This window comes from Streptomyces sp. AB3(2024), from assembly GCF_041862025.1.
GTDB lineage: Bacteria > Actinomycetota > Actinomycetes > Streptomycetales > Streptomycetaceae > Streptomyces.
Map to the genome: position 1 here is coordinate 1 of NZ_JBGWAB010000096.1, position 23,929 is coordinate 23,929.

Consider the following 23,929-nt stretch of genomic DNA (forward strand, 5'->3'; position numbering starts at 1 on the left):
CCCGGCCGACGGGTTGGCGCCGATGGCCTTGTAGATCCACTTCTCCGGGCGGTAGTGCTTCTCGGAGGAGTAGACCTTGGCCATGTAGTCGCCCAGGGGGCGGTAGGCCAGGGCCAGCGCTGCGATCAGCGCGAGGAGCTGGAGGACACCAGCGATCTGGGGATTCATGCCGGCTCAGAACCTCTCCGGGTACACGAGGGCGAGGATGAGGTATCCGAGCAGAGAGACGGCCACGACGAGGCCGACGATGTTCTCGACGGTCACAGCTTGGCCACCCCTCGGGCGATGAGAGCCACCAGCGCGAACACCGCGACCGTGGTGACGACGAAGGCCAGATCGGCCATCGTGAGCTCCTGATGAAGTGATGAAGTGGAATCGGCCGGAGTGGCCGAGACCGAGCTAAGCGCGCGTGGCCCTCCGCGTTAAGGGACCTTGACGGGGTCCATACGGGCGCGGGCCGACCCTTGACGCAGCCCTGACGCGCAGTCCCGGATTCAGAACCTCTCGGGCCCGATCAGCGCGGTCACCAGGTAGCCGAGCAGGCACAGCGCGACGATCAGCCCGACCACGTTCTCGATGTCCATTCCGGGTCCTCCTCTCTGCCGGCACCGGACCGGTCGGCCCGTATCCACAGTGCCTCCGGTCGTCACCGGCGCCACGCGCGCCGGCGAGGCCTTGACGCGTCTCATACGATCTGCCGGGTTCGGCGTACGGAAGGCGTGAAGAGTGGTCCGGTCGGCGTATGGATCTCGCCAAGGTGGCTGGCGGCCGCGGTGAGCGGCTCCGACGCTGTCCTCACTCTGCCCACTTCGGAGGAACGGCGACATGGCCATACACACAGGAGAACCGACCGCTGCCGGCCAGGGGCCGGGTCAGGAGGAGCCCCCTGATACCGGCGCCGGGCCGGCGGCCGAGCCGGGGGAGCGGCACAAGCTGACCGCGCTCCAGGGCCTCGCCGCGCTCTCCCTGGATGCCATGGCCTCCGTCGCGTACGGCCCGGAGTCGATCGTGCTCGTGCTCGCCGCGGCCGGGGGGTACGGCCTCGGCTTCACCCTCCCGGTGACCCTGGCGATCGCCGCGCTGCTGGCCGTACTGGTCGCCTCCTACCGACAGGTCATCGCCGCGTTCCCCGACGGCGGCGGCTCCTACGCGGTGGCCAAGCGGCACCTCGGCCCGCGTACGAGCCTGGTCGCCGCGGCCTCGCTGATCCTGGACTACGTCCTGAACGTCGCCGTGTCCGTCACCGCCGGTGTGGCCGCGCTGACCTCGGCCTTCCCCTCGCTGTACGGGGAGCGGGTGTGGATCTGCCTGGGCGTGCTCGTGCTGGTCACGGCCGTGAACCTGCGCGGCGTCGTCGACTCGGCCAAGGCGTTCCTCGTGCCCACGGCCGTGTTCGTCGGCTCGATCCTCGCGATGATCACCGTCGGTCTGTTCCGCGACGGGCCGGTGTCCACCGAGACCGCCGCGGGGCACGCCTCCGCCCTCGGTGACGGCGCCACCACCGTCGGCGCGCTGCTCCTGCTCAAGGCCTTCGCCGCCGGCTGCTCCGCACTCACCGGCGTCGAGGCCGTCGCCAACGCCGTACCCTCCTTCCGGGCACCGGCCGCCCGCCGCGCCCAGCACACCGAGATCGCCCTCGGCGCCCTGCTCGGCGCGATGCTGATCGGCCTGTCCCTGCTCATCGGCCGCTTCCACCTCCAGCCGGTGGAGGGCGTGACCGTCCTCGCCCAGCTCGCGGACGCCTCCTTCGGCCACAACGCGGCCTTCTACGTGCTCCAGTTCGCCACCGTGGTGCTGCTGGCGCTCGCCGCGAACACCTCCTTCGGCGGGCTGCCCGTCCTGATGAGCCTGCTGGCCCGGGACAACTACCTCCCGCACGTGTTCGCGCTCAAGGCCGACCGGCAGGTGCACCGGCACGGTGTGGTCTGGCTGGCCCTGGTGTCCGCCGTCCTGCTGGGATTCTCCGGCGGAGACGCCAACACCCTGGTGCCGCTCTTCGCCATCGGGGTGTTCGTCGGCTTCACCATCTGCCAGGTCGGCATGGTCCGTCACTGGTCACTGGAACGCCCCGCCGGCTGGCGGGCGAAAGCCGTCCTCAACGGCTTCGGCGCGCTGCTCACCGGTGTGTCCGCGGTCGTGGTGACGGCCACCAAGTTCACCGAAGGGGCCTGGCTGATCGTCGTGGCCCTGCCGCTGATCGTCCTTGCCTTCGAGAAGGTGCACCGCGCCTACGGGCAGATCGGTGAACGCCTGGAGCTCGGCCGGGTCCCGCAGCCCCCGGAGCGCTCCCGCTCCCTGGTCGTCGTCCCCGTTTCGGGGCTGTCGCTGCTGACCTGCCGGGCGCTGACCGCGGCCCGCTCGCTCGGCGACGAGGTCCTGGCGGTGACCGTCACCCACCCGGCGCCCGAGGACCGACGGGCCGCCGAGGCGCTGCGCCGCGACTGGGAGCTGTGGAACCCCGGCATCGAGCTCGTCGAACTCCCCTCGCCGACCCGCTCGCTGGGCCGTCCCGTATCGGGCTACGTCCGCGAGCTGACGGAACGCCGGCCGGACACCCAGGTGACCGTCCTGATCCCGGAGACCGAGCCGGAACGCCTCTGGCAGCGGATGCTGCAGAACCAGCGCGGCTCGGTGGTCGCCCACGCGGTACGCCGGGACACCGACGCGGTGATCTGCCGACTGAGGTTCCGCATCACCGCAGACCCCCGCTGACGGCCGGTCGTCCCCGAACCGGCAACGGTTTGAGCGCTGTTGCGCTGTCGGATGCGCCGAACTCGCTACGAGCCCGCCTCGGCGGGGCGTTCCTGCGCGAGTGCGTCTTCGAGCCGCCGGGGATGAAGGACAGGGGGTTCCGCGTGCCCGCCGACACATCTGGATCGAGCACCAGCAGCCTTCGAGGCGATCCTGGACTACGCTGCGGTCTGGGCGCAGGCTTGGCGGCCGGATCGGTCCTGCGCGGCCGACGCCACTGAACCGGATCTGGTACAAGGCGCTCTCGACCTACATGACGTCGACCACCAACGTCAAGTGGCGCGCTGACGCACGCCTGAACGGCCGTCAGGGGCCCGATCCCCGGCAGGGGGACGGGCCCCCTCACGCACCTGCTGCCCGGGAGGGGCGGGGCCTACTCCGGGGCCTGGGCCGGGGCCTGGGCCGCGGCCGGGTGTCGGCCGGGCGGGGTCAGGGCGTGGCTGGCGATCACGGCGGCCTGGACGCGCCGCTCCACCCCCAGCTTGACGAACAGCCGCGAGATGATGTTCTTGACGGTCTTCTCCGCGAGGTAGAGCCGCTTGCCGATCTCCCGGTTGGTGAGCCCCTCGCTGACCATGAGGAGGATCTCCTTCTCCCGGTCCGTGAAGCCGGGCAGCCCCGGGACCCGCTCCTCCTCGGGCACGTCCCCCCGCATGCGCGCCATCAGCCGTGTGGTGGCCCCGGGATCGAGCATCGACTGGCCGGCGGCCACCGTCCGGACGGCGGTCACCAGGTCGGTGCCGGTGATCTGCTTCAGGACGTACCCGGAGGCCCCCGCCATCACGGCGTCCAGCAACGCGTCCTCGTCGTCGAACGACGTGAGCATCAGGCAGGCGAGCTCCGGCATCCGCGAGCGCAGTTCACGGCACACGCTCACCCCGTCGCCGTCCTGGAGCCGTACGTCCAGGACCGCGACCTGGGGACGCAGCGCCGGAACGCGGATCAGTGCCTGTTCCGCCGTGCCCGCTTCGCCGACCACCGTCAGGTCGGGCTCGGCGTCCAGCAGGTCGTGCACTCCTCGGCGGACGACCTCGTGGTCGTCGAGCAGGAAGACGCGGATGGGCTCCGCCGCGGGGGAGGGGGCACTGCTGCCGTTCATGACGCAACTCCTTCGCATGGGTTCGTTCGTCCCGGACGCACGAACACCGGCATCCTGCCCGTCGGACGGGCCGGACGGCCAGGGCCGATCGGCCCTGATCGGCCCCGGGGCCCGGCCCCCGGACGACCGGCACCGGCCAGGCCCTCCGGAAAGGGACCTTCGGCCCTGCCCCGAGGGCCTGCCGGGCCCTCCCGGGCGCGGGTGGCACCGGATGGACTGACGGGGCACGGGGAACGGCGCGACTCCACGGAGCCGCACGCAGCGCGGAGGACCTCATGACGACCGCCTTGATCGACCTGAAGACCGTGGCCCGGGACGACCGCGGTCTGCGGATGTCCCTGGCCGGAGAGCTCGACTTCTACACGGCCGGGCAAGTGGGGCCACGCCTGCGCGAACTCGCCGGGTCCGGCCACCGGAACATCGTCCTTGACCTGTGCGGCCTCTCCTTCTGCGACAGCGCGGGCATCGACCTCCTGACCCGGCTCAACCGCCACTGCCGTACGGCGGGAACACGGCTCCTCCTGTGCGACGTCCCACCCCTGGTGGTCAAGTCGATGCGGGTGCTCGCAGCCGACCACGACCTGAAGTTCGTCGTCTCGTGATCACGGAGCCGTTCCGAGCCGGAGGGCGGACCGTCGCTGCGACGGCCACCCGGCACATGTGGGAGCTGGACAGGGCGGAGGCCCTCAGGCTCCTGGCCACGGTGTCGCTGGGCCGCATCGTCTTCACGCGGCACGCGCTGCCCGCCGTTCGGCCGGTGAACCACCTCGTCGAAGGCGAGGACGTGATCATCCGGATCCACGAAGGCGGGGCACTGGCCTCCCTGACGGAACCCGCCGACGTCCCCGGCGTGGTGGTGGCGTACGAAGCGGACGTCATCGATCCCGACACCCATCTCGGCTGGAGCGTGGTCGTCACCGGCTACGCGCGACCGGTGGCCGAGGCCGAGGACGTCGACCGGTACGCGGACCTGCTGCGCCCCTGGGTGGGCCGGCCGATGACCAGCGCCTTGCGGATCCGCCCGGATCTCGTCACGGGCTTCCGCCTGGAGGCCGCACCGCCGCCACCCGCCCTGGCGGTCCGCCGCTGACCCCGTGCCGCCTCCCTCAGCTGCCGCCGGGAAGCGGCGCCCGCCACACGAGCCTGCTGCCGCCCTCCTCGGGAGTCTCCACGGTGAAGGTCCCGCCCGAACTCCGGGCCCGCTCGTCGAGGTTGCGCAGCCCGCTCCGGCGTCCCTGCGCGGGAATGCCCGTGCCGTTGTCCGAGACGGTCAGTACGATCTCGCCCCGTCCCGCCTTGAGGGTCACGCCGACCCGGGTCGCCCGCGCGTGGCGGGCCGCGTTGCTGAGGAGCTCGCCCAGCGCCGCCACCACGTGGTCGGCGATCTGCGCGGGTACGTCGGTGTCGAGGAGCCCCTCCATGCTCAGGCGAGGCGGATGGCCGAGGGAGGTCGCCGCGTCGCCCACGGCCCGGGCGGCGCGTGCCCGCAGCCCGGGGCCGCTCTCGCGGTCCTTGGTGCGGAGCCCGAAGATCGTCGACCGGATTATCTTGATGGTCTCGTCCAGGTCGTCGACCGCCCGGCCGACCCGCTCGGCAGCCCCTTCGTGCTCCACCAGCCGGGCGGCGCTCTGCAAGGTCATGCCGGTGGCGAAGAGCCGCTGGATGGCCAGGTCGTGCAGGTCGCGGGCGATCCGGTCGCGCTCCTCCAACAGTGCTATCTGCTCGGCGTCCCGGCGCCGTTCCGCCAGCTCCAGAGCGATCGCCGCCTGACCCGCGAAGGCGACGATCGGCTCCAACTCGCCCTCTCCGAAGGCCGGATCGCCCGCCGAGCGCGAGAGCAGCAGGACGCCCCGGCTCTGCCCGCCCGCAGTGCCCAACGGCACCGCCACGGCAGGTCCCAGACCGTCCCGCCCCCGCATCCGGCCCTCGGCCGGGTAGCGCCCGTCGCCCGAGGCCTGCAGGGCCGTCACGGGCTTGCCCGCCCGGTGCGCGGCTCCGGAGAGCGTGCCGTCGAAGGGGACGACGAGGCCCTGCCACGAGGCTCCGTCCACACCGGCGGCGAACTCCACGACCAGACCGTCGACGCCGTCCACCGGCACGGCGATGTTCGCGAGCCGCGCCCCGGTGATCTCCTGGGCGCGGCGGGCGATGAGCTCCAGCACCGCCGGGCGCGAACTGCCGGACAGCAGGCTCTCGGTGATCTCCGCATTGGCCCTGAGCCACAACTGCTGGCGCTGCGCCCCCTCGTAGAGCCGCGCGTTGTCGATCGCCACGCCCGCCGCCACGGAGAGGGTGGAGATCACGGTCTCGTCCTCGGTGTCGAAGTCGACCCCGCCCCGCTTGTCGGTCAGGTAGAGGTTTCCGAACACCTCGTCACGGACCCGGATCGGCACGCCGAGGAACGTGCGCATGGGCGGGTGATGGGCCGGGAACCCGTACGAGGAGGAGTGCGCTCCGAGATCGGTCAGCCGCAGGGGCTCCGGGTGGTGGATGACCTCGCCGAGCAGGCCGTGACCGGCCGGCAGGGGACCGATGTCGGCGATCTCCTCGTCGGTGAGCCCCACGGTCAGGAACTGGGCGAGCGTGCGGCCGTCGGGGCCGATCACGCCCAGGGCGCCGTACTCGGCGTCCACCAGCAGCGCGGCCGCCTCCACGATCCGCCGGAGCACCTGGGCGAGGTCCAGCTCCCGCCCCACTGATACGACGGCCTCCAACAGGTTGTGCACCCGGTCGCGGGTACCGCGCACCTCGTCGATGCGCACCTGGAGCTCGTCCAGCAGCTCGTCCAGTCGCATCCTCGGTACCTGCGTCAACGGATTCCCCACACCCACTCGTTTCCCCTCCGGCTGCCACCTGATGCCCCGACCCGCGGCCAGCGTATCGACACGCCGGGGTCCGAAGGACATCGTCGCGCGTGGACGCCGGCCGTGACCGACTTGATCGAAGTGTCAGCCGACGACGGGGAGGGGACGGTAAGGGGACCGGTCGAGGCGGTCGAGGCGGCCGAACCGCTGCCACGGCTCACCTGTCGGCCGCCGGAGCGGGCCCCGCGCCCGTCAGGACTCTTCGTCGTTCCCCCTGGTGAAGGCAAGGTCGCTCCAGTACACGCCGCCCCGGTCGAGGGGGTCCGCGCTGTCGCCGTGGTGGACACAGGCCAGCCCCCGGGACCCGGCCAGTGCGATCGTCTCCGCCGCCGTGACCTCGAACATCCGCCGTCCCGGCGGCACCGGACCGTGCCGGAGCGTGAGGAGCAGCAGACCGCCCGGGGCCAACAGCGCGGCGACGCGGGCCATCGACCGTTCCCGCTCGGGGGCGGTGAGGTGCATCCAGACCGCCGAGACGACGATCAGGTCGTACGGGCCGTGCCGGTCCGTTGCCGTGAGGTCCGGCAGGGCGTCGTCGAGCCACGTGATCGGGTCGGTGGCATGGATCCGCCGGGCGTGGGCGCGGAGTTCGGCGGTCGGCTCCACGGCGACCACGGTGTGGCCCAGCGCCGACAGCGCCGACGCGTCCCGGCCCGTGCCGGCCCCGATGTCGAGGACCCGGGCGCCGGGGGGCGGCAGCAGGTGCAGTACACCCGCGTGCACGTCCTCGAACGTCACGCTCTCGTACTGCTGGGCGAGTGCGTCGGAGGCCTCGGCGTACCCGGAGGTGCTGGTCAGGCGGGAGGTCACGGTTCGCTCTTTCTTTGCGGCTGCCGAAGGAGTGGACGGCCTGTCACCGACGTCCCCGGAGGACAGGTCCGGGCCGATTCCGAACCGGCCGGCCCGCGCCCGGCGCAGCCTACGGGATCACCCCTTACCGAACGCAGCGCGTTCTCCCCGGCCGCCCCACGGCACGCGGTGCACAGGCACCCGGCACGCAGCGAACATCAACGCGCCCGGCGCACGGCTGAGTTCACCTCTGGATGACGGCGGTCGTGACACTGGCGGGGACGCCCGCGAGCGCGGCGGACACGGCGTACAACACGCGGAGCGTGTGGCTGGACGGCGTACCGGTGGCGACCGACGCCGGATACCACCGGTCGGCGGGCCCCTACACCTTCGGCTCGCTGCTCGACCCGCACTTCTGACCGCGCGATTCGATGCGCGCCCCGAAGGCCGGGCTAGAGGGCGGAGGTGTTCAGGAGCCGGTTGGGGGTTCCCGGTGGGACGGCCGTCAGGGCGTCCCGGGTGGCCTGCCGGGTGACCCAGGTGCGCACCTGGGCGGGTGTGGCGCCGGGGTGTGCCGAGAGGTAGAGGGCCACCGCGCCCGTCACGTGCGGGGTGGCCCACGAGGTGGCGGCGGAGTCGCTGGTGGCGGTACCGCTGCCGCCCGCCACCGCGGAGGTGACCTTGTCCCCGGGGGCGTACAGGTCCACGCAGGATCCGTACCCGGAGCCGAAGCCCTCGGTGTCCCGCCAGTGGCGGTCGTCGGCGGTGGAGGCGGCCACGACGATGGCGCCGTGGGCGCCGGCCGGCGAGTGCCCGCAGGCGTCGTCGTTGAAGTTGCCCGCCGCGACGACGGCCGGGATCCCGGACTCGACCATGCGCTGCACGGCGGCGTCGAGCGCCGGCGAGCGGGTCTTGAGGTTGAGGGACATGTTGACCACGGCCGGGCGCCGGGCGTGGGCGGTCACCCACTCGACGGCCTTGACGACGGAGGTCTCGACCGCCGGCGGGGTGTCCTTGCCCGGTCCGCCGCTGTCGCCCTCCTCGCAGGCGATGGCCTGGACGCGTACGAGTTCGGCCTTGGGGGCGACCCCGTAGGTGCGGCCGCCGATGATGCCGGCCACGAACGTGCCGTGGCCCAGTCCGTCCCCGCCGTAGCAGTCGCCCTCGTCCGGGACCCCGATGAAGTCGGCGCCGGGGGTGGCGCGGCCGGTGAACTCGGGCTGCTTGAGGTCCATGCCGGTGTCCAGCACGTAGACGTGGACCCCGCTGCCGTCGGTGCCCGCCGTGAAGCGGCCGTCGAGGGGGCGGGTGCGCTGGTCGAGCCGGTCCAGGTTCCACGGGACACCCGTACGCACGAGGGGGGTCGCGCCCGCGTGCCCCGAAGGCGCGGGGCTTCCCGGGGTGGCACCCGAGGGGTGGGCCGTCGGGTGCGGAGCCCCGGACGGGCCGCCGTTGGCCGGCGCGTGGGCGGAGGGGGACGCCTGAGCGGTCCCGGATCCGCCGGTGGGCCGGGCGGACACCCCGGAGTCCGGACCTCCGGACGGGGTGCAGGCCGAGAGACCCAGTGCCACCGCCACGGCGGTGACCAGCATCGCGTTGCCGTACGCGCGTCTCATGTCCCGTCCCCGTTCCGTCGCCCGCCGTCGCCCAGACTGCCCGCCGTCAACGCCCCAGACGCTCCGCGGGGGCGGCCCGGTTGCAGGGGCGAGGCGAACGGGAAGGGCGAGGCGAAGTGCTCCCCCTCACCGGGGAGGTGAAGGCCGAGCCGGCCCCCGGCCCCGGCTCACACCGCGGCCGTCACCGCCCGCGCGAGGACGGCCCCGGTGTCCACTCCCGTCGGGAGGGTGCCGTACGCGCCGCCGTGCTCGCCGCCCAGACGGGACGCGCAGAAGGCGTCGGCCACCGCGGCCGGGGCGTGCCGCAGCAGCAGCGAGGCCTGGAGGGACAGGGCCATGGTCTCGGTCAGCTGCCGGGCCCGGTATTCGGCCCCGGCGGGATCGGCGAGCTGCTTGTGGAGCCCGGCCACCGCCGCGTCCAGGTGCCGGTCGGCGCCGGCCGCCCGTCCCACCTCGGCGAAGAAGGCCTCGACGGTCTCCGGCTGGCGCGCCATGGCACGCAGCGAGTCCAGGGCGGCGACGTTCCCCGAGCCCTCCCAGATGGACGAGAGCGGCGCCTCCCGGTACAGGCGCGGCATGCCCGATTCCTCGACGTAGCCGTTGCCGCCCAGGCATTCGAGGGCTTCGGCGGCGTGTCCGGGGGCGCGCTTGCACACCCAGTACTTGGTCACGGCCAGGCCCAGCCGGCGTAGCAGCGCCTCGTCCGAGTCCCCGCGCGCGACCCGGTCGGTGGCACCCGCCAGGCGCATGGCGACGGCCGTCGCGGCCTCGGATTCGAGGGCCAGGTCGGCCAGGACGTTGCGCATCAGGGGCTGGTCGATGAGGGCCTTGCCGAACGCCCGCCGGTGGGTGGCGTGGTGGACGGCCCGGACCAGACCGAGCCGCATCCCGGAGGCCCCGCCCAGGACGCAGTCGAGGCGGGTGGTGTTGACCATCTCGATGATGGTCGCGACCCCGCGCCCCTCCTCGCCCACCAGCCAGCCGAACGCCCCGTCGTACTCGATCTCGGAGGAGGCGTTGGAGCGGTTGCCCAGCTTGTCCTTGAGGCGCTGGAGCAGCAGCCGGTTGCGGGTGCCGTCGGGCAGGACCCGCGGCAGCAGGAAGCAGGACAGTCCTCCCGGGGCCTGCGCCAGGGTCAGGAAGACGTCCGACATGGGCGCCGAGGTGAACCACTTGTGCCCGGTCAGCCGGTACGTGCCGTCCCCGGCCGGTACGGCGGTCGTGGTGTTGGCGCGGACGTCCGAGCCGCCCTGCTTCTCGGTCATCGACATGCCGGCGATCAGCCCGCGCTTGGTGTCGGGCCGGCGCAGCCCGAAGTCGTACGTGCGGGAGGCGAGCAGCGGCTCCAGCCACCCGGCCAGGGCGGGCGCGGCGCGCAGCGCCGGGACGGCGGCGTAGGTCATGGAGACCGGGCAGGTGTGGCCCGCCTCGACCTGGCTCCAGACGATGAACTTCGCGGCGCGGGCGACGTGCGCGCCCGGTTCGTCCTCGGTCCAGGGAGCGGCGTGCAGCCCGTGCGAGACGGCGGTGCGCATCAGCTCGTGCCAGTACGGGTGGAACTCGACCTCGTCGATCCGGTGGCCGTAGCGGTCGTGGGTGTGCAGGACGGGCTCGTTCTCGTTGGCCAGCCGGCCCCACTCCGCGGCCTGCTCCGAGCCCGCGAGGACGCCGAGGCGGTGCAGCTCGGGGGCGGACCAGCCGGCTCCCTCGCGGTCGAGGGCCTCCAGCAGGGCAGGATCCGCGGCGGCGTCGTAACCGTGGTGCGGGGGTACCTGGTTGGTGACCTCATGCGTCTGCGGCATCGTGTCCTCCAAGGGCACGCAGGGTGAAGGTGGTCAGGCCGGGGATGATCTCGCCCGGGGCCGCGTCGCCGTCGGCGAGCGGTCCGACGAGCGCTTCGGCGATCGCCCCGACCAGCGCGGCGGCCGTCAGCTCGGGCGCCTGCGGCGGCAGTTCGCCGACGGCCACGCCCGCGGCGACCTGTCCGGCGAACACGTCGCGGAACGCCCGCCGGAAGACGAGCCGTTCGGTGTCGACGGCCGGGTCCGCCGGCTCCGCCAGCAGGGCGAAGGCCCGCCGGGGCGCCTGGAGCGCCCGCGAGGCGAAGGTCTCGACGGCCGCGGCCACCCGCTGAGCGGCGGTCCCGGGCCGGTCCGCGGCGGCGGTCACCGCCGCCACCTCCCGTGCCACGAGGGTCCGGAAGAGGGCGGCGGCGAGCTCGGACTTGCCGGAGAACGACTGGTAGACGCTCCCGGTGGAGATTCCGGCCTCGGCCGCGATCGCGGCGACGGAACAGCCGGCGTACCCCTCCCGGGAGAGCAGGCGGACGGCTGCTTCCAGGACCCGGTCGCGGCGGGCGTCGAGGCGGGCCTGCACGGCGGGCGGTCGGCGGTAGGGCATGGGAAGGATTGAAGCAGTGATTCACTGCTTCACACCAGACCCGGGCGGGAACCGGTTCCGGCCCGGGCCCGGGCCCCGGCCCGTCACGCGCAGGTGACGGTCACCCGGCCGCTGCCGCCGTTGCTGGAGAAGCCGATCGTGAACCTGCCGTTGGCGGGCGGCAGTTCGGTCCGGCCGCCCAGAGTGATCACCTGAGAGGCGTCGGCGGCGAGGGACCCGCCGTCCTCGCTGACGGTGACCCCGTCGGGCAGCTGTCCGACCGACCAGATCAGGCTGCCGCCACCGCTGTTGTGGACCACGAGGGTGTCGGGCCACTCGCCGTTCGCGCAGTACTCCCGGACTCCGGTCGGACGCAGCGACAGGACCGGCGCGGCGGCCGGGGCGGGTGCGCCGGACTGCTTCGGCGGCAGCGGCGTACGGGCCGGCGAGGGGCTGTCGCCGGCTCGGGCGGGCGGGTCGGAGGCGGCGGCCGTCGGTGTGCCCGCCTTGGTGGCGGGGGCGCCCGGGCTGGTGGCGGGCGCCGGGCTGCCGCTGTCGGGGGAGGTCGTGGGGGCGGGAGCGGCACCGGAAGGCGTGGCCACCGCCTGGGGCGGGAGGACGGCCGGGTCGTGGCCGAGCCGCTGTCCCACGAAGACCCCGCCCGCGGCGACCACCAGGACACCGCCGATGATCAGCGCCATGGTCTTCGTCTTCTTCTTGGCGCGCTTCTGACGTGCCTTCTTGTCAGGGTGCTCGGTACGCCCGCCCTGGACGATGATGCCGTCTCCGCCCGGGGCCGGGTCGGTGAACCCTCCGCCGACGTTCCGATCCCGTACCGGAGCGGTCGGAGCCGGCCGGGCCCGCTCACGCAGGGGCGGCGGGCGCCGCGGCGGCGGGGGAGAGGGTGTGCTCGTACGCCTGGAAGCCGTCCCGGACCCCGAGGAGGACCTCGCCGAGGACGAGGTGGCCGTCGCTGATGAGCGGGGTGTCGCGCAGCGCCTCGACGAGGAAGTAGTACGCGCCGAGGTCCTCGGTCTCCAGCACGGCGAAGTCGGAGAAGGCGCCGCCGCCGAAGGCCTCGGCGTCGAAGAACCGGGCCGTGATCCGGTCCGAGTGCCGTGCGAAGACCGGATCGATGTGCGTACTGCGCATCCGGTTGCGCTCCTCGCGCGACAGCGCCAGCCAGCGCGGAGTGAGCGTGTAGGTCAGCACGATGCCGTACTTCATGAGGTCCCCCCAGCAATTGTTTACAGCGTTAACTCCGGGGGAGAGCTAAAGTGATACCCGTTAACTTTGTCAAGTGGAAGGCGGGCCCGCGCAGATGATGGACACCCCGGGAACGACCGCGGGCCGACGGCGCCACCGCGTGCGCGAGGAGGCGCTCGCCGATGCGATGCGCATCGCGCGGCGGCTGCTGGTCGAGGAGGGCCCCGAGGCGGTGACCGTGCGCGCCGTCGCCCGCGAGATGGGCCTGACCGCGCCGGGTCTGTACCGCTACTACGCCGGCCACCGGGAGCTGGTCCAGGCCCTGGTCTCGCACCTGTACGACGAGCTGGCCGCCGCCCTGGCCGCGGCGCGCGAGCGGATGCCCGCCGACGAGCCGGGGCGGCGGCTGCGCGAGGTCTGCCGCGAGCTGCGCCGCTGGGCGCTGGCCCGTCCGCGGGAGTTCGCCCTGCTGTTCGCCAAGCCCCTGGCGGACGCCGACACCGCGCCCGGGTCCGCCGCCCACGACCCCGGCTGGCGCTTCGGGGGCGTCCTCCTCGGTCTCATGGTCGAGCTCTGGCGGCGCGGTGCCGTCCGGACTCCCGCCGCCCTGGACCCCGTCTGGGCGGCGCAACTGGAGGAGGTGCGCGAACACCTGGCGGGGGAACCGGTGCCGCTGGAGGTGATCTACGTCTTCGTCGCCTCCTGGGCGCGGCTGTACGGGGCCGTCGCGGTGGAGGTCTTCGGGCACCTCGACTTCGCCCTCACCGACCCCGAGCCGCTCTTCGAGCGCACCGTCGGCGAGATCCTCACCGAGCTGGGTGACCCGTACGCCTGAGCGGACCGCCCCCGCGGGGAACGCGAGCGGTCGGCGGGTCCGCGGCCGACCTCGGTGTGGTCAGGCCCGACCCGCTTCACCCCGACGCGTCCCGGCCGGTGCCGAGGGCGTTGTCGACGTAGGCCGCGAGCGAGGACCGCAGGCCTTCCGGCGTCATCTTCCGTTCGTCGATCAGGTGGGCCACGAGGTCGGCGCGGAGGGCGGCGAGCAGCGCGTGGGCGGTGAAGTCCGGGTCGTGGACGGTGGGCACACCGTCGAGTTCCGCCCGGAGCATGTCGTGCCACCAGCCGTAGTGGTCGGCCCGGTAGGGGCTGCTGATTCCGGCGTCCTCCGCGGCCGACATCAGGTTCCGGTTCTCGATCTTGAAGCGCAGCGAGGCGTCGAGGAGGTCCAGCACCCGCTGCCGCGGCGCGGACCCGGGTGCGTCCCGCGCTTCGCTCACGTCGCGCTTGAGGGGTTCGAGGCGGGAGGCGATCACGGCGCCGATCAGGCCGGCGCGGTCCCCGAAGCGCCGGAAGAGAGTGCCCTTGCCGACGCCCGCGGCCGTGGCGATGTCGTCCATCGACACGCTGTGGGGGCTGCTGCTGGAGGCGAAGAGGGCGTCGGCGGCGGCCAGGACGGCCTCTCGGTTGCGCACGGCGTCCGCGCGCTCCGGCCGCTGGGTCACGGGTCCTCCTCCTGGTCTCCGGCCCGTCCGGGGCCCCTGACCTGTTCATGATGTCCGACGGCCCGTGGGGTGCGGGGCGGTCCGGATCGTGTCGGCGGGCCAGTCGAAGATACGCGCTGTCGCGGGCGGGGAGGCGCCCGGGTGGCGGCGGGCACCGGCCCCTTCCCCCTCGGTGGAGCGTCAGCCGCGCGATGCCACCTCCCTTTCCGCGAAGGCCCGGAAGGTGCCCGGGGGGCGGCCGGTGAGGCGCTGGACGGTGTCCGTGGTGCGGTCCTCGGCGCCGGCCGCGATGGCCCGGTCCATGCCGGCCAGCATGCCGGCGAACTCCGGCGGGATCTCGGCCGCCCAGCGGTCGCGCAACTCCTCGAAGGTCAGGTGCCGGTGCACGACGGCCCGGCCGGTGGCCCGGCTGATGATCGCGGCGACGTCGTCGTAGCTCAGGGCCTGGGGGCCGGTCAGGACCAGGTCGGTGTCGGGGGAGCGGGTGTCGGTCAGGGCGCGTACGGCGACGGCGGCGATGTCCTCGGCGTCGACGAACCCGACGCGGCCGTCGCCCGTGGCCGTCCGGATGACGCCGGACTCGCGGATGCTGCGCGCGTGGGGCGAGTCGCCGGTGAAGTTCTGCATGAACCAGGAGGGCCGCAGTACCGCCCACTGCTCGACCAGGGCGGGCAGTTCCCGGTGGACCTGCCCCACGGCCGGGCCGCCCGCGGGGATCGCCGAGGAGCTGAGCAGCACGGCGCGGCGCAGGCCCGTGGCGCCGGCCCGGCGGAGGAAGGGCAGCATGGCCGCGGCCGGATCGGAGGAGCCGATGGGCGGGACGAGATAGGCGCGGCCGACGCCGTCGAGGGCCTCGTCCCAGGTCGAGGGATCGTTCCAGTCGAACCGGACGGCCCGTGCGCCCTCCACGGGGGTGGCGCTGCGGCCGGCGGCCTTCACCCGGTGGCCTTCGGCGAGGAGTCCGGCGGTGACGCGGCGGCCGGTGGTGCCGGTGGCCCCGATGACCAGGGTGGCGTCCCGGTCGTTCATCGGTCCGTCCCGGCGGGGTCGAGGCCGGGCTGAGCCACGGCGAGGGGGTTCCAGTAGTCGCGGTAGGAGGTGATGAGGCCGTCCTGCACGGTGACCACGGCGATGTAGGTCATCTCGAAGGGGCTGTCGGTCTTCACCAGGCGGCCGACCGCGCGCATCTCGACCACGATCACCCCGGGGGTGGTCGTCCGGTGGATCGTCACGTCCGGGAAGTCGTGGAGGTCGATGTGGTCGGGGTAGTCGCGCATGTAGTCCGCGACCGCCTGCCGGCCCTCCAGCCGGACGGGCCACCCCTCGGGCGCGAAGGGGAACTCCATGACGCCGCCCTCGTCCCACAGGCCGACCCAGCCGGAGATGTCCTTCTCCAGGAGCAGGCGCAGGCCGTGGCGGTAGAGCTCGGCGGGTTCCGTGGGGTTGGTCAAGATCGGGCCTTCCGTTCTGCTCGGGGCTACGGCGATCGCGGGCGGTTGCCCGTGACGGTCGCCGAAAAACGGACCAACGGTCCGCATGGTGTGAGTATGCGGACTGCTGGTCCGTTTTGCAAGCGGAGGCCCGGCCCGGCCGCCCCGCCGGGGAGTCACCGCAGTCCGGAAACCCGGAAGACCGAACGGGCCGTCTCGCCGTCGATGCGCTCCGCCAATCGCCGCAGGGCGGCCGCGCCGCACCGCAGGGTCCCGCGCCCGGCCGAAGCGCGGGCGTCCGTGTCGAGGCGGTGCCACATCACCGGATTGCGGACGAGGATCATCGGGTCGATCTCGGCCCGGCTCCCGTCCGTGTCCCGCAGGATCATCCGCTGGGCCACCCCGTCGGACCAGCGGACCGAGACGAGCGAGTCGGTGCGGACCGTGTCCGTCACGAGCAGCCCGCGGACGCTCAGCAGTCCGGGGCGTACGCAGACCCGGGGCGGGCGCAGGATCGCGAAGACGAGACCGCCCAGCCCGGCCCACAGGGCGCCCCGCACCACGTCGAGCCTGCCGAAACCCGCGTCCATGACGAGCAGGGCGGCGAAGAGGAGCAGCGCGACGCCCAGTGCCGAGCGCCTCTCGCCGGCCCAGTGGACGTCGTGCGCGCAGGGGCCGGGACCCGCCGCTCCGGCGCCGTCCGAACCCTTCGTGGCCTGTGTGAAACGTCGTCCCATGGGGTGAGGTTAGGGCGGGGGGAGGGCTCGGCCCCGCGCCCTGACGTGCTGCTTACGGGACGGCTACGCGATATTGGCGCGCCCCCCGCACGGCCCCGGCGGAGTGCCGCCCGCCGTGGGGAGGGCGCCGTCACGCCGGGGCCTCCATCCGCATTAAGAATGCACCGATATGGTCCTATTTGCAGTGAAAACTGATCAGTTTGCGTACGCTGGCCCAGCAGTCGATGCCGATGGCTGATTCCCTGCCGTGCGACAGGAGCTCCTCACGATGGCCACCCCTGCCCGCTCCTCGCGCCTGCGCACGTGGATGCTGGAAGGCCTGACCGCCCAGAGCGGTTCGCCCGCCGCCAAGGAGGCCGCGGCCCAGCCCCACGGGCGGCCGTGGTGGCGGGTCATGTGCCTGACCGGCCTGGACTACTTCTCCACCCTCGGCTACCAGCCCGGCATCGCCGCGCTCGCCGCCGGACTGCTCTCGCCGCTGGCCACCATCGTGCTCGTCCTGCTCACCCTGTTCGGCGCGCTGCCCGTCTACCGGCGGGTGGCGGAGGAGAGTCCGCACGGCGAGGGCTCCATCGCGATGCTGGAGAAGCTGCTGTCGTTCTGGAAGGGGAAGCTGTTCGTCCTGACCCTGCTCGGGTTCGCGGCGACCGACTTCCTCATCACCATCACCCTCTCGGCCGCCGACGCGACCGCGCACCTGGTGGAGAACCCGCACCTCACCAACACCCTGCACGGCCACGAGGTCCCGATCACCCTGCTCATGATCGCCCTGCTGGGCGCGGTGTTCCTGAAGGGGTTCAGCGAGGCCATCGGGGTGGCCGTGGTGCTCGTCGCCACCTACCTCGGCCTGAACGTGGTCGTCGTGGCGGTCGGTCTGTGGCAGGTCGCCACCGAGCCGCACGTGGTCGCCGACTGGACGCAGGCCCTCACCGCCGAGCACGGCAACCCGTTCATGATGATCGCCATCGCGCTGGTCGTCTTCCCCAAGCTGGCGCTCGGCCTGTCCGGTTTCGAGACCGGCGTCGCGGTCATGCCGCACGTGCACGGCGACCCCGACGACACCGCGTCCCGGCCGGCCGGCCGGATCCGCGGCACGAAGAAGCTGCTGACCACGGCCGCCGTGATCATGAGCGTCTTCCTGATCTGCTCCAGCTTCGTCACCACGCTGCTGATCCCCGCCGACGAGTTCAAGGCGGGCGGCGAGGCCAACGGCCGCGCGCTCGCCTACCTCGCCCACGAGCACCTGGGCTCCGCCTTCGGCACCGTCTACGACGTCTCGACCATCCTGATCCTGTGGTTCGCGGGCTCCTCGGCCATGGCCGGCCTGCTGAACCTGATGCCGCGCTACCTGCCCCGCTACGGCATGGCCCCGCACTGGGCCCGCGCCCTGCGCCCGATGGTCATCGTCTTCACCCTCGTCGCCTTCCTGGTGACCTGGCTCTTCGACGCCGACGTCGACGCCCAGGGCGGCGCGTACGCCACCGGCGTGCTGGTACTGATCACCTCGGCCGCCGTGGCCGTGACCATCGCCGCCAAGCGGGCGGGGGAGCGCGGCTGGACGATCGGCTTCGGGATCATCTCCGCCGTCTTCGTCTACACCACCGCCGTGAACGTGGTGGAGCGGCCCGACGGCGTGAAGATCGGCGCCTGCTTCATCGGCGGCATCATGGCCCTCTCGCTGCTCTCCCGCCTCGCCCGGGTCTTCGAACTGCGCGTCACGCACGTGGAGCTCGACGACATGGCGCAGCGGTTCGTCCGGGACACCGCCAACCGGACGATACGTTTCATAGCGAACGAGCCCGACCGGCGGGACAAGGCCGAGTACCGGGACAAGGTCGAGCAGATCCGCGAGGACAACGACATCCCCCCGGGCGACGACGTGCTGTTCGTCGAGGTCACCGTCCTGGACCCGTCCGAGTTCGAATCCGGCCTGAAGGTACGCGGCGAGGTGCTGCACGACCGCTACCGGGTTCTCACCCTGGAGGGCTCCACCGTCCCCAACGCCCTGGCGGCCCTGCTCCTGCACGTGCGCGACGGGACGGGGCAGCGCCCGCACATCTACTTCGAGTGGACCGAGGGCAACCCGATGGCCAACTTCCTGCGCTTCTTCCTCTTCGGGCAGGGCGAGGTCGCCCCCGTCACCCGGGAGGTCATCCGCGCGGCCGAACCCGACCGGGCCCGCCGCCCCCACGTCCACGCCGGCTGACGCACGGCGCTCCGGGCGTACGGCGCTCGGGGCGTACGGCGCGACCCGGGGGCGGCGGTGCGGGGCCGCTCAGGCGCCGACGTCCCGGCCCCGGAAGTCCTCCAGCGTCTCGCGCCGGACCAGGAGGCGGGCCGCGCCCCCGTGGACCGCGACGACCGCCGGACGGCCGACGAGGTTGTATCCGGAGGCCATCGACAGCTGGTAGGCGCCCGCCACCGGGACGGCCAGCAGGTCCCCGGGGTGGACGTCGCCGGGCAGCTGAACCCCGGCGGCCAGCACGTCCCCCGCCTCGCAGTGCCGGCCGACGACGGTGGCCGCGCACGGGGCCGCCGTCGAGTGCCGGCCGATCAGGCGGGGGGCGTAGCGCACCCCGTACAGGGCGGGCCGGGGGTTGTCGCTCATGCCCCCGTCCACCGCGACGAACACCGTCGCGCCGGTGCGTTTGACGGCGAGCACCCGGTACAGGGCCACTCCGGCCGGACCGACGAGGGCCCGGCCGGGTTCGACGAGGAGGCGGGGGACGGCCAGCCGGGCGGCCGCGCAGCCCTCGGCGAGCTCGGCGCGCAGCCGCGCGGCCAGGGCGGCGACGTCGAGGACGGCTTCGCCGGGCCGGTAGGCGATGCCGTGGCCCCCGCCCATGTCCAGCTCCGGCAGGACGACTCCGTGCAGGTCCCGGATGTGGGCGAGCAGTCCGACCATCCGGCGCAGGGAGGTCACGTACGGCTTTACCCCGGTGATCTGGGAGCCGATGTGACAGTGCAGGCCGGTGAGTTCGAGCCGTGGCTGCCCCAGGATCCGGGCGACGGCGTGCTGCGCGGCCCCGTCGGTGAGCGACAGGCCGAACTTCTGGTCGTCCGTGCCGGTACGGATCTTGTCGTGGCCCCCGGCCGAGACGCCGGGCACCACCCGCACCATCACCCGCTGGCGCTCCCCGGGGCCGACGGCGGCGGCGATCCGGGCTATTTCGGACGCGCTGTCGATGACGATCCGCCCCACGCCGAGCCGCAGCGCCGCCTCCAGGTCCCGGGGCGACTTCGCGTTGCCGTGCAGCACGATCCGCTCGGGCGGGAACCCGGAGGTCACGGCCAGTTCCAGTTCCCCGGCCGAGCAGACGTCCAGGCCCAGGCCCTCCTCCCGGACCCAGCGCACCATCGCCCGGGACAGGAACGCCTTCGCGGCGTACAGCACGTCGGCGTCGGGGAAGGCGTCGAGGTAGCTCCGGCAGCGCGCGCGGACCTCGCCCTCGTCCAGGACGTAGACGGGGGTGTCGAAGCGGTCGGCCAGCTCGGCCAGGGGTACCCCGCCGACCGCCACCCCGCCGTGCGGGAGCGGGGCGGTGGAGGCCGGCCAGACGGACAGGTCGCCGGCGTGGGCCGGGGCCGGGGTGGCGAGGACATCGGTGGTCATGGTCTGGTCCCCCATCAGGCGGTCCGGGCGGTTCCGGCGGCCCGCGTGAGCGGACCGGCGCCGGGGCCCCCGACCGGGGCTCGGGTGACCGGGGGAGCCGTCAGCGTCGGATCGACCGTCAGCAGGGTCACCCCGAGGGGTGCGGCCAGCGCGCGCAGGACGGGCTCGGAGAGCCGGATCCAGGCCTGTGCGGCGCCGAGCGTGGCGGACAGCCGCTCCGGGCTGGTGAAGCCGACGGCGGTGCGCTCGCCCAGCGGCGTCCGGAACAGCCGCAGCACCGCGCTCTCGCCTCCCGGCCGGGCCGGCACGTACAGGGGCCCGGCCGGGACCCGTTCCTCGGGCTCGGGGTCGTCGTCGTACCGGAACAGGCACATGGGGCCCTCCTCGGGGAACCACGGGTGGCGGGTGGGGCCCCGGACCGCGGGGAGGCGGTCCGGGGCTCGCCATCGAAGTTATCCCCGAATTCCCTCCGGCTTCTCCTTTCCCTGACGGACCCTTGACGGCGACGGCCCGATTCCTGACGCGTTGCTGACGCGTTGCTGACGTACCCCTGATCGAATTCCGTTGAATGTTCTCCAAGGGTGCGGGAAATCTGCAGTTGGCTGAAATTAATATGGTTCTGAGCAGGTCAAACCTGTGTTTTCGGCCGCGCCCCGGCGGTGGTGGGGAGGTGGATTCCGGAGGTGCTGGCATATTTCTCCGATGCTTGCCGTGGCACGTTCTGGCTTGTAATACTTTTCCTGCGAAAGGCGGTTCCGGGCATCAGGAGAATTGCGGCCCGAGAACTGCGGTTTCGTTCCGTGCACATTCGGCCTATCGCTTCCAGCTTTCGGGAGACACCCATGTCCGACACCGCACCCGACGCCGCCTTCGACCTCCAGGACCTGGAGCTCGACCTCGGCGACCTCAGCGTCACCTCGATGCGCGACACCGCCGCACTGCCCGAAGGCGGAGCGTCCTGGGGTTCGTGTTCCTGCCAGGGCTCCTCCTCCTGCGCCCAGCCCCAGACGGACACCCCGACCGCCTGACCGTTCGACCGCCGTCCCCACCCCCACCGCCCACCGACCCCGAGCGTCCAGCCCGCCTCCCGCCGCACCCCGGTGCGGCGGGAGGCCCGTACTCCACCACCGACAGAACGGGGGAGCGCCATGCCGCAGGAACCGTCACGGTCACCGGAGCCCCGGCTCGCGGCGGCGCCCGCTTACCCCGGACGCCCGGCCGGCTACCGGGTGCGGTCCGCGCCGTACGCGCTGGTCCGCACCACCGTGCTCACCCACCCGCCCCAGGGGCCCGGAGCGGAGCGCTTCCGCGCCCTGCTCGCCCGCCTGCACCGGACCGAAACGCGGCTGCTGCGCACCACCGCACCCCTGTGCGACGACCTCCACGACAGCCGGGACGGTCACCCGGCCGACTTCCACCGCGACGTCGTCCTCCCCCTGCGCCGCGCCCTGCACAACGGGCGCGAACCGCGCCCCGCGCTGCTGGCCCGCCTCGGCGACCTGCCCGAGCGGGTACCCCGCCTCGCCGACTGGACCGCCCTGCGGGCACGCCGCGAAGCCCTCCTCGCCGAGCTCGGCGACGTCGCCGGACCCGCCCTCGGCGCCGAACGCGAGGCCCTGGCGGCCCTGTGCCGCGAACCCGCCCTCGCCAAGGCGGTCGCCCTCACCAGCGCCGACCTCCTGCGCGCCGTAGGCAGGGCGGCAGGCGGAGCGGCAGACCGCAAGGCCCGCAAGGAAGAGGCCACCGTGCTGCGCCACGCGCTGCGGGCCTGCACGAAGACCAGCCCGCTGTCCTGGTTCACCGCCGTCGGCTGGGGCGCACTGCCCTCCGCGCAGGCCGGCCCCCGGTCGTCCTGGGGCGAGACGCGGCTCCTCGACGGCCCCCTGCGCGCGGTGGTCAAGCCCAACCGCACCCTGACGACGGCCCTCACCCTCGCCCTGCTGGACGCCCCGCACCGCCGGGCCGGCCTCCCGCACCGCATCACCAGCTCCGCGCGCACCACCGACGGCCGGGCGGCCTACTCCCGCGACCGGACCGCCTTCGCGGGAGGCCGCTACCTCGTGGCGCGCGAGGACGAGGCGGAACTGCCGGCCGGCGGCCCCCTGGGCCTGGTCACCGAGCACGCCGCCACCCCGGTGCCCCTCGGGGAACTCGCCGAACGGCTGGCCGGGGCCCTGCGGGAGGCGGATCCCGCCGCCGGCCCCGCCGCAGAGGCCTACCTCGCCCGTCTGACGGAGGCGGGCCTGCTGGTGCCCGCCGACCCCGTCCCGCCCCAGAGCGCCGACCCGCTCCACGACATCGAGACCTGGCTGCGCCCCGGCGGCCCGGCGGACACCGCGGGCCCCACCGGGCTCTCCGGCCCGACGGACGCGGCCGGCCCGACGGAGCCGGCCGACCCGGCGGAGCCCGCCTGGGCCGCGCAGCGGGCCGAAGACGCCGAGCGGGCCCGGCGGGTCGCCGGGATCGGGCGGCTGACCAGCGCGTTCGGCTCCGCCACCGCCGAGGAACGGCCTGCCCTGCTCGCCGATCTCGCCCACCGCTGGGCCGCGGAACTGGCCGACGCCGGACGCCCCGTCCCGGCCGGCTCGGCCCCGCTCACCGCCCTGTCCGAGGACGTCGTCGCCCCGCTCCCGCTGCCGCTCGACGGCTTCCTCGACACCGCCGACCACGCGGCGCTCGCCGAGGTCACCGCCCTGGCCGAACTCTTCGACCTCGGACACCTCCTGCGCCGCGTCGTCCGCGACCGCTTCGTCGCCCGCTACGGCCCCGGCGGCACCTGCCACCACCCGTGGGAGTTCGGCGCCGAGGTCACCGAGGCCTGGGAAACGGCCGGCCGGCTCGCGGACCTCGACCCCGCCGACCGGGCCGACCTCCCCACCGGGACGGAGGAACTCGCCGGGCTGCGCGCCGGGTTCACGGCCGCCGTGCGCGACGCCCGCGCGCAGGACCCCGCCGACGCCGCCGAGGTCGTCCTGCCGCCCGGCCCGGTCCGCGCCCTCGGCGGGCACCTGCCGGGCTGGGCGCTCGAACGCCCGCTGAGCTACGCGTACTTCCTCCAGCGGGACCCGGACCGCGGCCTGCTCGCCGTGAACCACGTGTACGGCGGATGGGGCCGCTTCAGCAGCCGGTTCCTGGACGCCCTGGACCCGCGCGCCACCGCCGAGACGGCCCGGCAGATCCGCCGCGGCCTCACTCCCGGTGCCAGGGCGGCCCAGATCAGGCCCGTCGGCGGGTTCAACGCCAACCTCCACCCCCTGTTGGTCCCCGACGAGATCGGACCCGACCGCGGCCGGGCCTCGATCGCCGAAGGCGACCTGGAACTCGTCCACGACGAGCCCACCGACCAGGTACGCCTGCGGCTACGGAGCACGGGCGAACACCTCGACGTGCTCTACCCCGGCTTCCTCGCCCCCGTCCTGCTGCCCCGCCGCATCGCGGCCCACCTCTGCGACCACCCCCACGGCGTGGTCGACTTCCGGGCTCTGGCACCCCGCCGCGTCCTGCCCGCCCCGGGCGGCCGCGTCGTGCACAGCCCCCGCCTGCTCCACCGCCACGTGGTGCTCCGCCGCCGCCGCTGGCAGCTGACGCCCGGCGTCGTGCGGGAACTGCGCGCCGAACTCGCCGCCGCCCCCTCCCCGGCGCGGGCGGCCGCCCGCTGGCGCGCCCTGCTGGACCTCCCCGAACAGCTCTTCCTGCACCCGGCCGCGACCGCCCCCACCGGCCGCCCCGCCGAGGACTTCCTGAGCCGGCTGAGCCGTCCGAAACCGCACTTCGTGGACCTCGGCAGCGCACTGCACCTGCGCTGCCTGCCCAAGTGGCTGTCCCGGCACGGCGACGGAGCCGTCCTGGAGGAGGCGCTGCCCGCCCCCGGCGGCGCGGCCGCCCCGGCCCGCGCCGTCGAACTCGTCCTGGAGGTCTACCGGTCCGGACGGCCGCGATGAAG

24 protein-coding genes and 1 pseudogene are annotated in these 23,929 nt (G+C 73.6%); 8 read left to right on the top strand and 17 right to left on the bottom strand.

The window, feature by feature from the left end; translation table 11 throughout:
• The 3 genes and pseudogenes from ACEPPI_RS28960 to kdpF (ACEPPI_RS28970) form a co-directional block, all read right to left on the bottom strand.
• Positions 1–168, bottom strand: a pseudogene (locus ACEPPI_RS28960) (potassium-transporting ATPase subunit KdpA); the annotation flags it as partial.
• A gap of 6 nt (positions 169–174) precedes the next feature.
• The gene (gene kdpF / locus ACEPPI_RS28965) at positions 175–264 is read right to left on the bottom strand and encodes a K(+)-transporting ATPase subunit F (protein ID WP_351374607.1); all 90 of its coding nucleotides are present in this window, start codon (positions 262–264) and stop codon (positions 175–177) included.
• A 230-nt stretch (positions 265–494) separates the two neighbouring features.
• A complete protein-coding gene (gene kdpF, locus ACEPPI_RS28970; RefSeq protein ID WP_373918221.1) occupies positions 495–584 on the bottom strand; it encodes a K(+)-transporting ATPase subunit F in 90 nt (29 codons plus the stop codon).
• 241 nt (positions 585–825) lie between these two features.
• Between kdpF (ACEPPI_RS28970) and ACEPPI_RS28975 the strand changes: the two genes are divergently transcribed.
• Positions 826–2,712 carry an APC family permease gene (locus tag ACEPPI_RS28975; protein WP_373918222.1) on the top strand — a complete coding sequence of 629 codons (1,887 nt, stop codon included), beginning with the start codon at positions 826–828 and terminating at the stop codon, positions 2,710–2,712.
• Positions 2,713–3,124: 412 nt separating this feature from the next.
• Here ACEPPI_RS28975 and ACEPPI_RS28980 read toward each other — a convergent pair whose 3' ends face one another.
• Complete coding sequence (locus ACEPPI_RS28980) at positions 3,125–3,850, bottom strand: response regulator (protein WP_373918223.1); 726 nt, start codon at positions 3,848–3,850, stop codon at positions 3,125–3,127.
• Positions 3,851–4,125: 275 nt separating this feature from the next.
• Between ACEPPI_RS28980 and ACEPPI_RS28985 the strand changes: the two genes are divergently transcribed.
• Both ACEPPI_RS28985 and ACEPPI_RS28990 read left to right on the top strand, forming a co-directional pair.
• Entirely contained in the window at positions 4,126–4,452 is a 327-nt protein-coding gene (locus ACEPPI_RS28985) for an STAS domain-containing protein (RefSeq protein WP_373918224.1), read from the top strand.
• 56 nt (positions 4,453–4,508) lie between these two features.
• Entirely contained in the window at positions 4,509–4,940 is a 432-nt protein-coding gene (locus ACEPPI_RS28990; protein ID WP_373918248.1) for a pyridoxamine 5'-phosphate oxidase family protein, read from the top strand.
• 16 nt (positions 4,941–4,956) lie between these two features.
• Here the strand turns inward: ACEPPI_RS28990 and ACEPPI_RS28995 are convergent, their stop codons facing one another.
• Both ACEPPI_RS28995 and ACEPPI_RS29000 read right to left on the bottom strand, forming a co-directional pair.
• Positions 4,957–6,645 (bottom strand): GAF domain-containing protein, encoded by a 1,689-nt coding sequence (locus tag ACEPPI_RS28995; RefSeq protein ID WP_373918225.1) that lies wholly within the window; start codon positions 6,643–6,645, stop codon positions 4,957–4,959.
• A 261-nt stretch (positions 6,646–6,906) separates the two neighbouring features.
• Positions 6,907–7,524, bottom strand: coding sequence for a class I SAM-dependent methyltransferase (locus tag ACEPPI_RS29000; protein WP_373918226.1), 618 nt, complete (start codon positions 7,522–7,524; stop codon positions 6,907–6,909).
• A gap of 233 nt (positions 7,525–7,757) precedes the next feature.
• Between ACEPPI_RS29000 and ACEPPI_RS29005 the strand changes: the two genes are divergently transcribed.
• Positions 7,758–7,922 (top strand): hypothetical protein, encoded by a 165-nt coding sequence (locus ACEPPI_RS29005; protein ID WP_373918227.1) that lies wholly within the window; start codon positions 7,758–7,760, stop codon positions 7,920–7,922.
• A gap of 33 nt (positions 7,923–7,955) precedes the next feature.
• Here ACEPPI_RS29005 and ACEPPI_RS29010 read toward each other — a convergent pair whose 3' ends face one another.
• From ACEPPI_RS29010 to ACEPPI_RS29030, 5 genes are all read right to left on the bottom strand, one after another.
• Positions 7,956–9,119: a S8 family peptidase gene (locus tag ACEPPI_RS29010; RefSeq protein ID WP_373918228.1), complete on the bottom strand. Its 1,164-nt coding sequence runs from the start codon at positions 9,117–9,119 to the stop codon at positions 7,956–7,958.
• 167 nt (positions 9,120–9,286) lie between these two features.
• Positions 9,287–10,921 carry an isovaleryl-CoA dehydrogenase gene (locus ACEPPI_RS29015; RefSeq protein WP_373918229.1) on the bottom strand — a complete coding sequence of 545 codons (1,635 nt, stop codon included), beginning with the start codon at positions 10,919–10,921 and terminating at the stop codon, positions 9,287–9,289.
• The gene (locus tag ACEPPI_RS29020; protein WP_373918230.1) at positions 10,905–11,519 is read right to left on the bottom strand and encodes a TetR/AcrR family transcriptional regulator; all 615 of its coding nucleotides are present in this window, start codon (positions 11,517–11,519) and stop codon (positions 10,905–10,907) included. The genes ACEPPI_RS29015 and ACEPPI_RS29020 overlap by 17 nt, the downstream gene beginning before the upstream one ends.
• Before the next feature lie 83 nt (positions 11,520–11,602).
• Positions 11,603–12,199 carry a hypothetical protein gene (locus ACEPPI_RS29025; RefSeq protein WP_373918231.1) on the bottom strand — a complete coding sequence of 199 codons (597 nt, stop codon included), beginning with the start codon at positions 12,197–12,199 and terminating at the stop codon, positions 11,603–11,605.
• Positions 12,200–12,362: 163 nt separating this feature from the next.
• A complete protein-coding gene (locus tag ACEPPI_RS29030) occupies positions 12,363–12,725 on the bottom strand; it encodes a darcynin family protein (RefSeq protein ID WP_373918232.1) in 363 nt (120 codons plus the stop codon).
• Between the two features lie 73 nt (positions 12,726–12,798).
• Between ACEPPI_RS29030 and ACEPPI_RS29035 the strand changes: the two genes are divergently transcribed.
• On the top strand, positions 12,799–13,539 hold the full coding sequence (locus ACEPPI_RS29035; RefSeq protein WP_373918233.1) for a TetR/AcrR family transcriptional regulator: 741 nt from the start codon (positions 12,799–12,801) through the stop codon (positions 13,537–13,539).
• A 76-nt stretch (positions 13,540–13,615) separates the two neighbouring features.
• On the opposite strand, the gene ACEPPI_RS29040 is transcribed toward ACEPPI_RS29035, so the two are convergent.
• From ACEPPI_RS29040 to ACEPPI_RS29055, 4 genes are all read right to left on the bottom strand, one after another.
• On the bottom strand, positions 13,616–14,206 hold the full coding sequence (locus tag ACEPPI_RS29040; protein ID WP_373918234.1) for a TetR/AcrR family transcriptional regulator: 591 nt from the start codon (positions 14,204–14,206) through the stop codon (positions 13,616–13,618).
• 180 nt (positions 14,207–14,386) lie between these two features.
• Positions 14,387–15,235, bottom strand: coding sequence for an NmrA family NAD(P)-binding protein (locus tag ACEPPI_RS29045; RefSeq protein ID WP_373918235.1), 849 nt, complete (start codon positions 15,233–15,235; stop codon positions 14,387–14,389).
• Positions 15,232–15,657, bottom strand: coding sequence for a nuclear transport factor 2 family protein (locus ACEPPI_RS29050; RefSeq protein WP_373918236.1), 426 nt, complete (start codon positions 15,655–15,657; stop codon positions 15,232–15,234). Before ACEPPI_RS29050 ends, ACEPPI_RS29045 begins: the two co-directional genes overlap by 4 nt.
• 155 nt (positions 15,658–15,812) lie before the next feature.
• A complete protein-coding gene (locus ACEPPI_RS29055) occupies positions 15,813–16,373 on the bottom strand; it encodes a hypothetical protein (RefSeq protein ID WP_373918237.1) in 561 nt (186 codons plus the stop codon).
• 268 nt (positions 16,374–16,641) lie between these two features.
• Between ACEPPI_RS29055 and ACEPPI_RS29060 the strand changes: the two genes are divergently transcribed.
• The gene (locus ACEPPI_RS29060) at positions 16,642–18,579 is read left to right on the top strand and encodes an amino acid transporter (RefSeq protein WP_373918238.1); all 1,938 of its coding nucleotides are present in this window, start codon (positions 16,642–16,644) and stop codon (positions 18,577–18,579) included.
• Positions 18,580–18,648: 69 nt separating this feature from the next.
• Here ACEPPI_RS29060 and lysA read toward each other — a convergent pair whose 3' ends face one another.
• Both lysA and ACEPPI_RS29070 read right to left on the bottom strand, forming a co-directional pair.
• Positions 18,649–19,986: a diaminopimelate decarboxylase gene (gene lysA, locus ACEPPI_RS29065; RefSeq protein ID WP_373918239.1), complete on the bottom strand. Its 1,338-nt coding sequence runs from the start codon at positions 19,984–19,986 to the stop codon at positions 18,649–18,651.
• 14 nt (positions 19,987–20,000) lie between these two features.
• Positions 20,001–20,360 carry an SAV_915 family protein gene (locus tag ACEPPI_RS29070; RefSeq protein ID WP_373918240.1) on the bottom strand — a complete coding sequence of 120 codons (360 nt, stop codon included), beginning with the start codon at positions 20,358–20,360 and terminating at the stop codon, positions 20,001–20,003.
• Positions 20,361–20,828: 468 nt separating this feature from the next.
• Here ACEPPI_RS29070 and ACEPPI_RS29075 point away from each other — a divergent pair, with 468 nt between their 5' ends.
• Positions 20,829–21,014, top strand: a complete 186-nt coding sequence (locus ACEPPI_RS29075) for a thiazolylpeptide-type bacteriocin (protein WP_100661066.1) — start codon at positions 20,829–20,831, stop codon at positions 21,012–21,014.
• 120 nt (positions 21,015–21,134) lie between these two features.
• Positions 21,135–23,927, top strand: coding sequence for a lantibiotic dehydratase (locus ACEPPI_RS29080; protein ID WP_373918242.1), 2,793 nt, complete (start codon positions 21,135–21,137; stop codon positions 23,925–23,927).
• The last annotated feature ends 2 nt before the right edge of the window (positions 23,928–23,929 follow it).

Coding starts and splice junctions, on each gene's coding strand:
- ACEPPI_RS28995 (WP_373918225.1), bottom strand. CDS start 6,645: ATGCGACTGGACGAGCTGCTGGACGAGCTCCAGGTGCGCATCGACGAG.
- ACEPPI_RS29045 (WP_373918235.1), bottom strand. CDS start 15,235: ATGAACGACCGGGACGCCACCCTGGTCATCGGGGCCACCGGCACCACC.
- ACEPPI_RS29025 (WP_373918231.1), bottom strand. CDS start 12,199: ATGGCGCTGATCATCGGCGGTGTCCTGGTGGTCGCCGCGGGCGGGGTC.
- ACEPPI_RS29075 (WP_100661066.1), top strand. CDS start 20,829: ATGTCCGACACCGCACCCGACGCCGCCTTCGACCTCCAGGACCTGGAG.
- ACEPPI_RS29055 (WP_373918237.1), bottom strand. CDS start 16,373: ATGGGACGACGTTTCACACAGGCCACGAAGGGTTCGGACGGCGCCGGA.
- ACEPPI_RS29080 (WP_373918242.1), top strand. CDS start 21,135: ATGCCGCAGGAACCGTCACGGTCACCGGAGCCCCGGCTCGCGGCGGCG.
- lysA (WP_373918239.1), bottom strand. CDS start 19,986: ATGACCACCGATGTCCTCGCCACCCCGGCCCCGGCCCACGCCGGCGAC.
- ACEPPI_RS29015 (WP_373918229.1), bottom strand. CDS start 10,921: ATGCCGCAGACGCATGAGGTCACCAACCAGGTACCCCCGCACCACGGT.
- ACEPPI_RS29005 (WP_373918227.1), top strand. CDS start 7,758: ATGACGGCGGTCGTGACACTGGCGGGGACGCCCGCGAGCGCGGCGGAC.
- ACEPPI_RS29020 (WP_373918230.1), bottom strand. CDS start 11,519: ATGCCCTACCGCCGACCGCCCGCCGTGCAGGCCCGCCTCGACGCCCGC.
- ACEPPI_RS29060 (WP_373918238.1), top strand. CDS start 16,642: ATGGCCACCCCTGCCCGCTCCTCGCGCCTGCGCACGTGGATGCTGGAA.
- ACEPPI_RS28975 (WP_373918222.1), top strand. CDS start 826: ATGGCCATACACACAGGAGAACCGACCGCTGCCGGCCAGGGGCCGGGT.
- ACEPPI_RS29070 (WP_373918240.1), bottom strand. CDS start 20,360: ATGTGCCTGTTCCGGTACGACGACGACCCCGAGCCCGAGGAACGGGTC.
- ACEPPI_RS28980 (WP_373918223.1), bottom strand. CDS start 3,850: ATGAACGGCAGCAGTGCCCCCTCCCCCGCGGCGGAGCCCATCCGCGTC.
- ACEPPI_RS28985 (WP_373918224.1), top strand. CDS start 4,126: ATGACGACCGCCTTGATCGACCTGAAGACCGTGGCCCGGGACGACCGC.
- kdpF (WP_373918221.1), bottom strand. CDS start 584: ATGGACATCGAGAACGTGGTCGGGCTGATCGTCGCGCTGTGCCTGCTC.
- ACEPPI_RS28990 (WP_373918248.1), top strand. CDS start 4,509: ATGTGGGAGCTGGACAGGGCGGAGGCCCTCAGGCTCCTGGCCACGGTG.
- ACEPPI_RS29030 (WP_373918232.1), bottom strand. CDS start 12,725: ATGAAGTACGGCATCGTGCTGACCTACACGCTCACTCCGCGCTGGCTG.
- ACEPPI_RS29010 (WP_373918228.1), bottom strand. CDS start 9,119: ATGAGACGCGCGTACGGCAACGCGATGCTGGTCACCGCCGTGGCGGTG.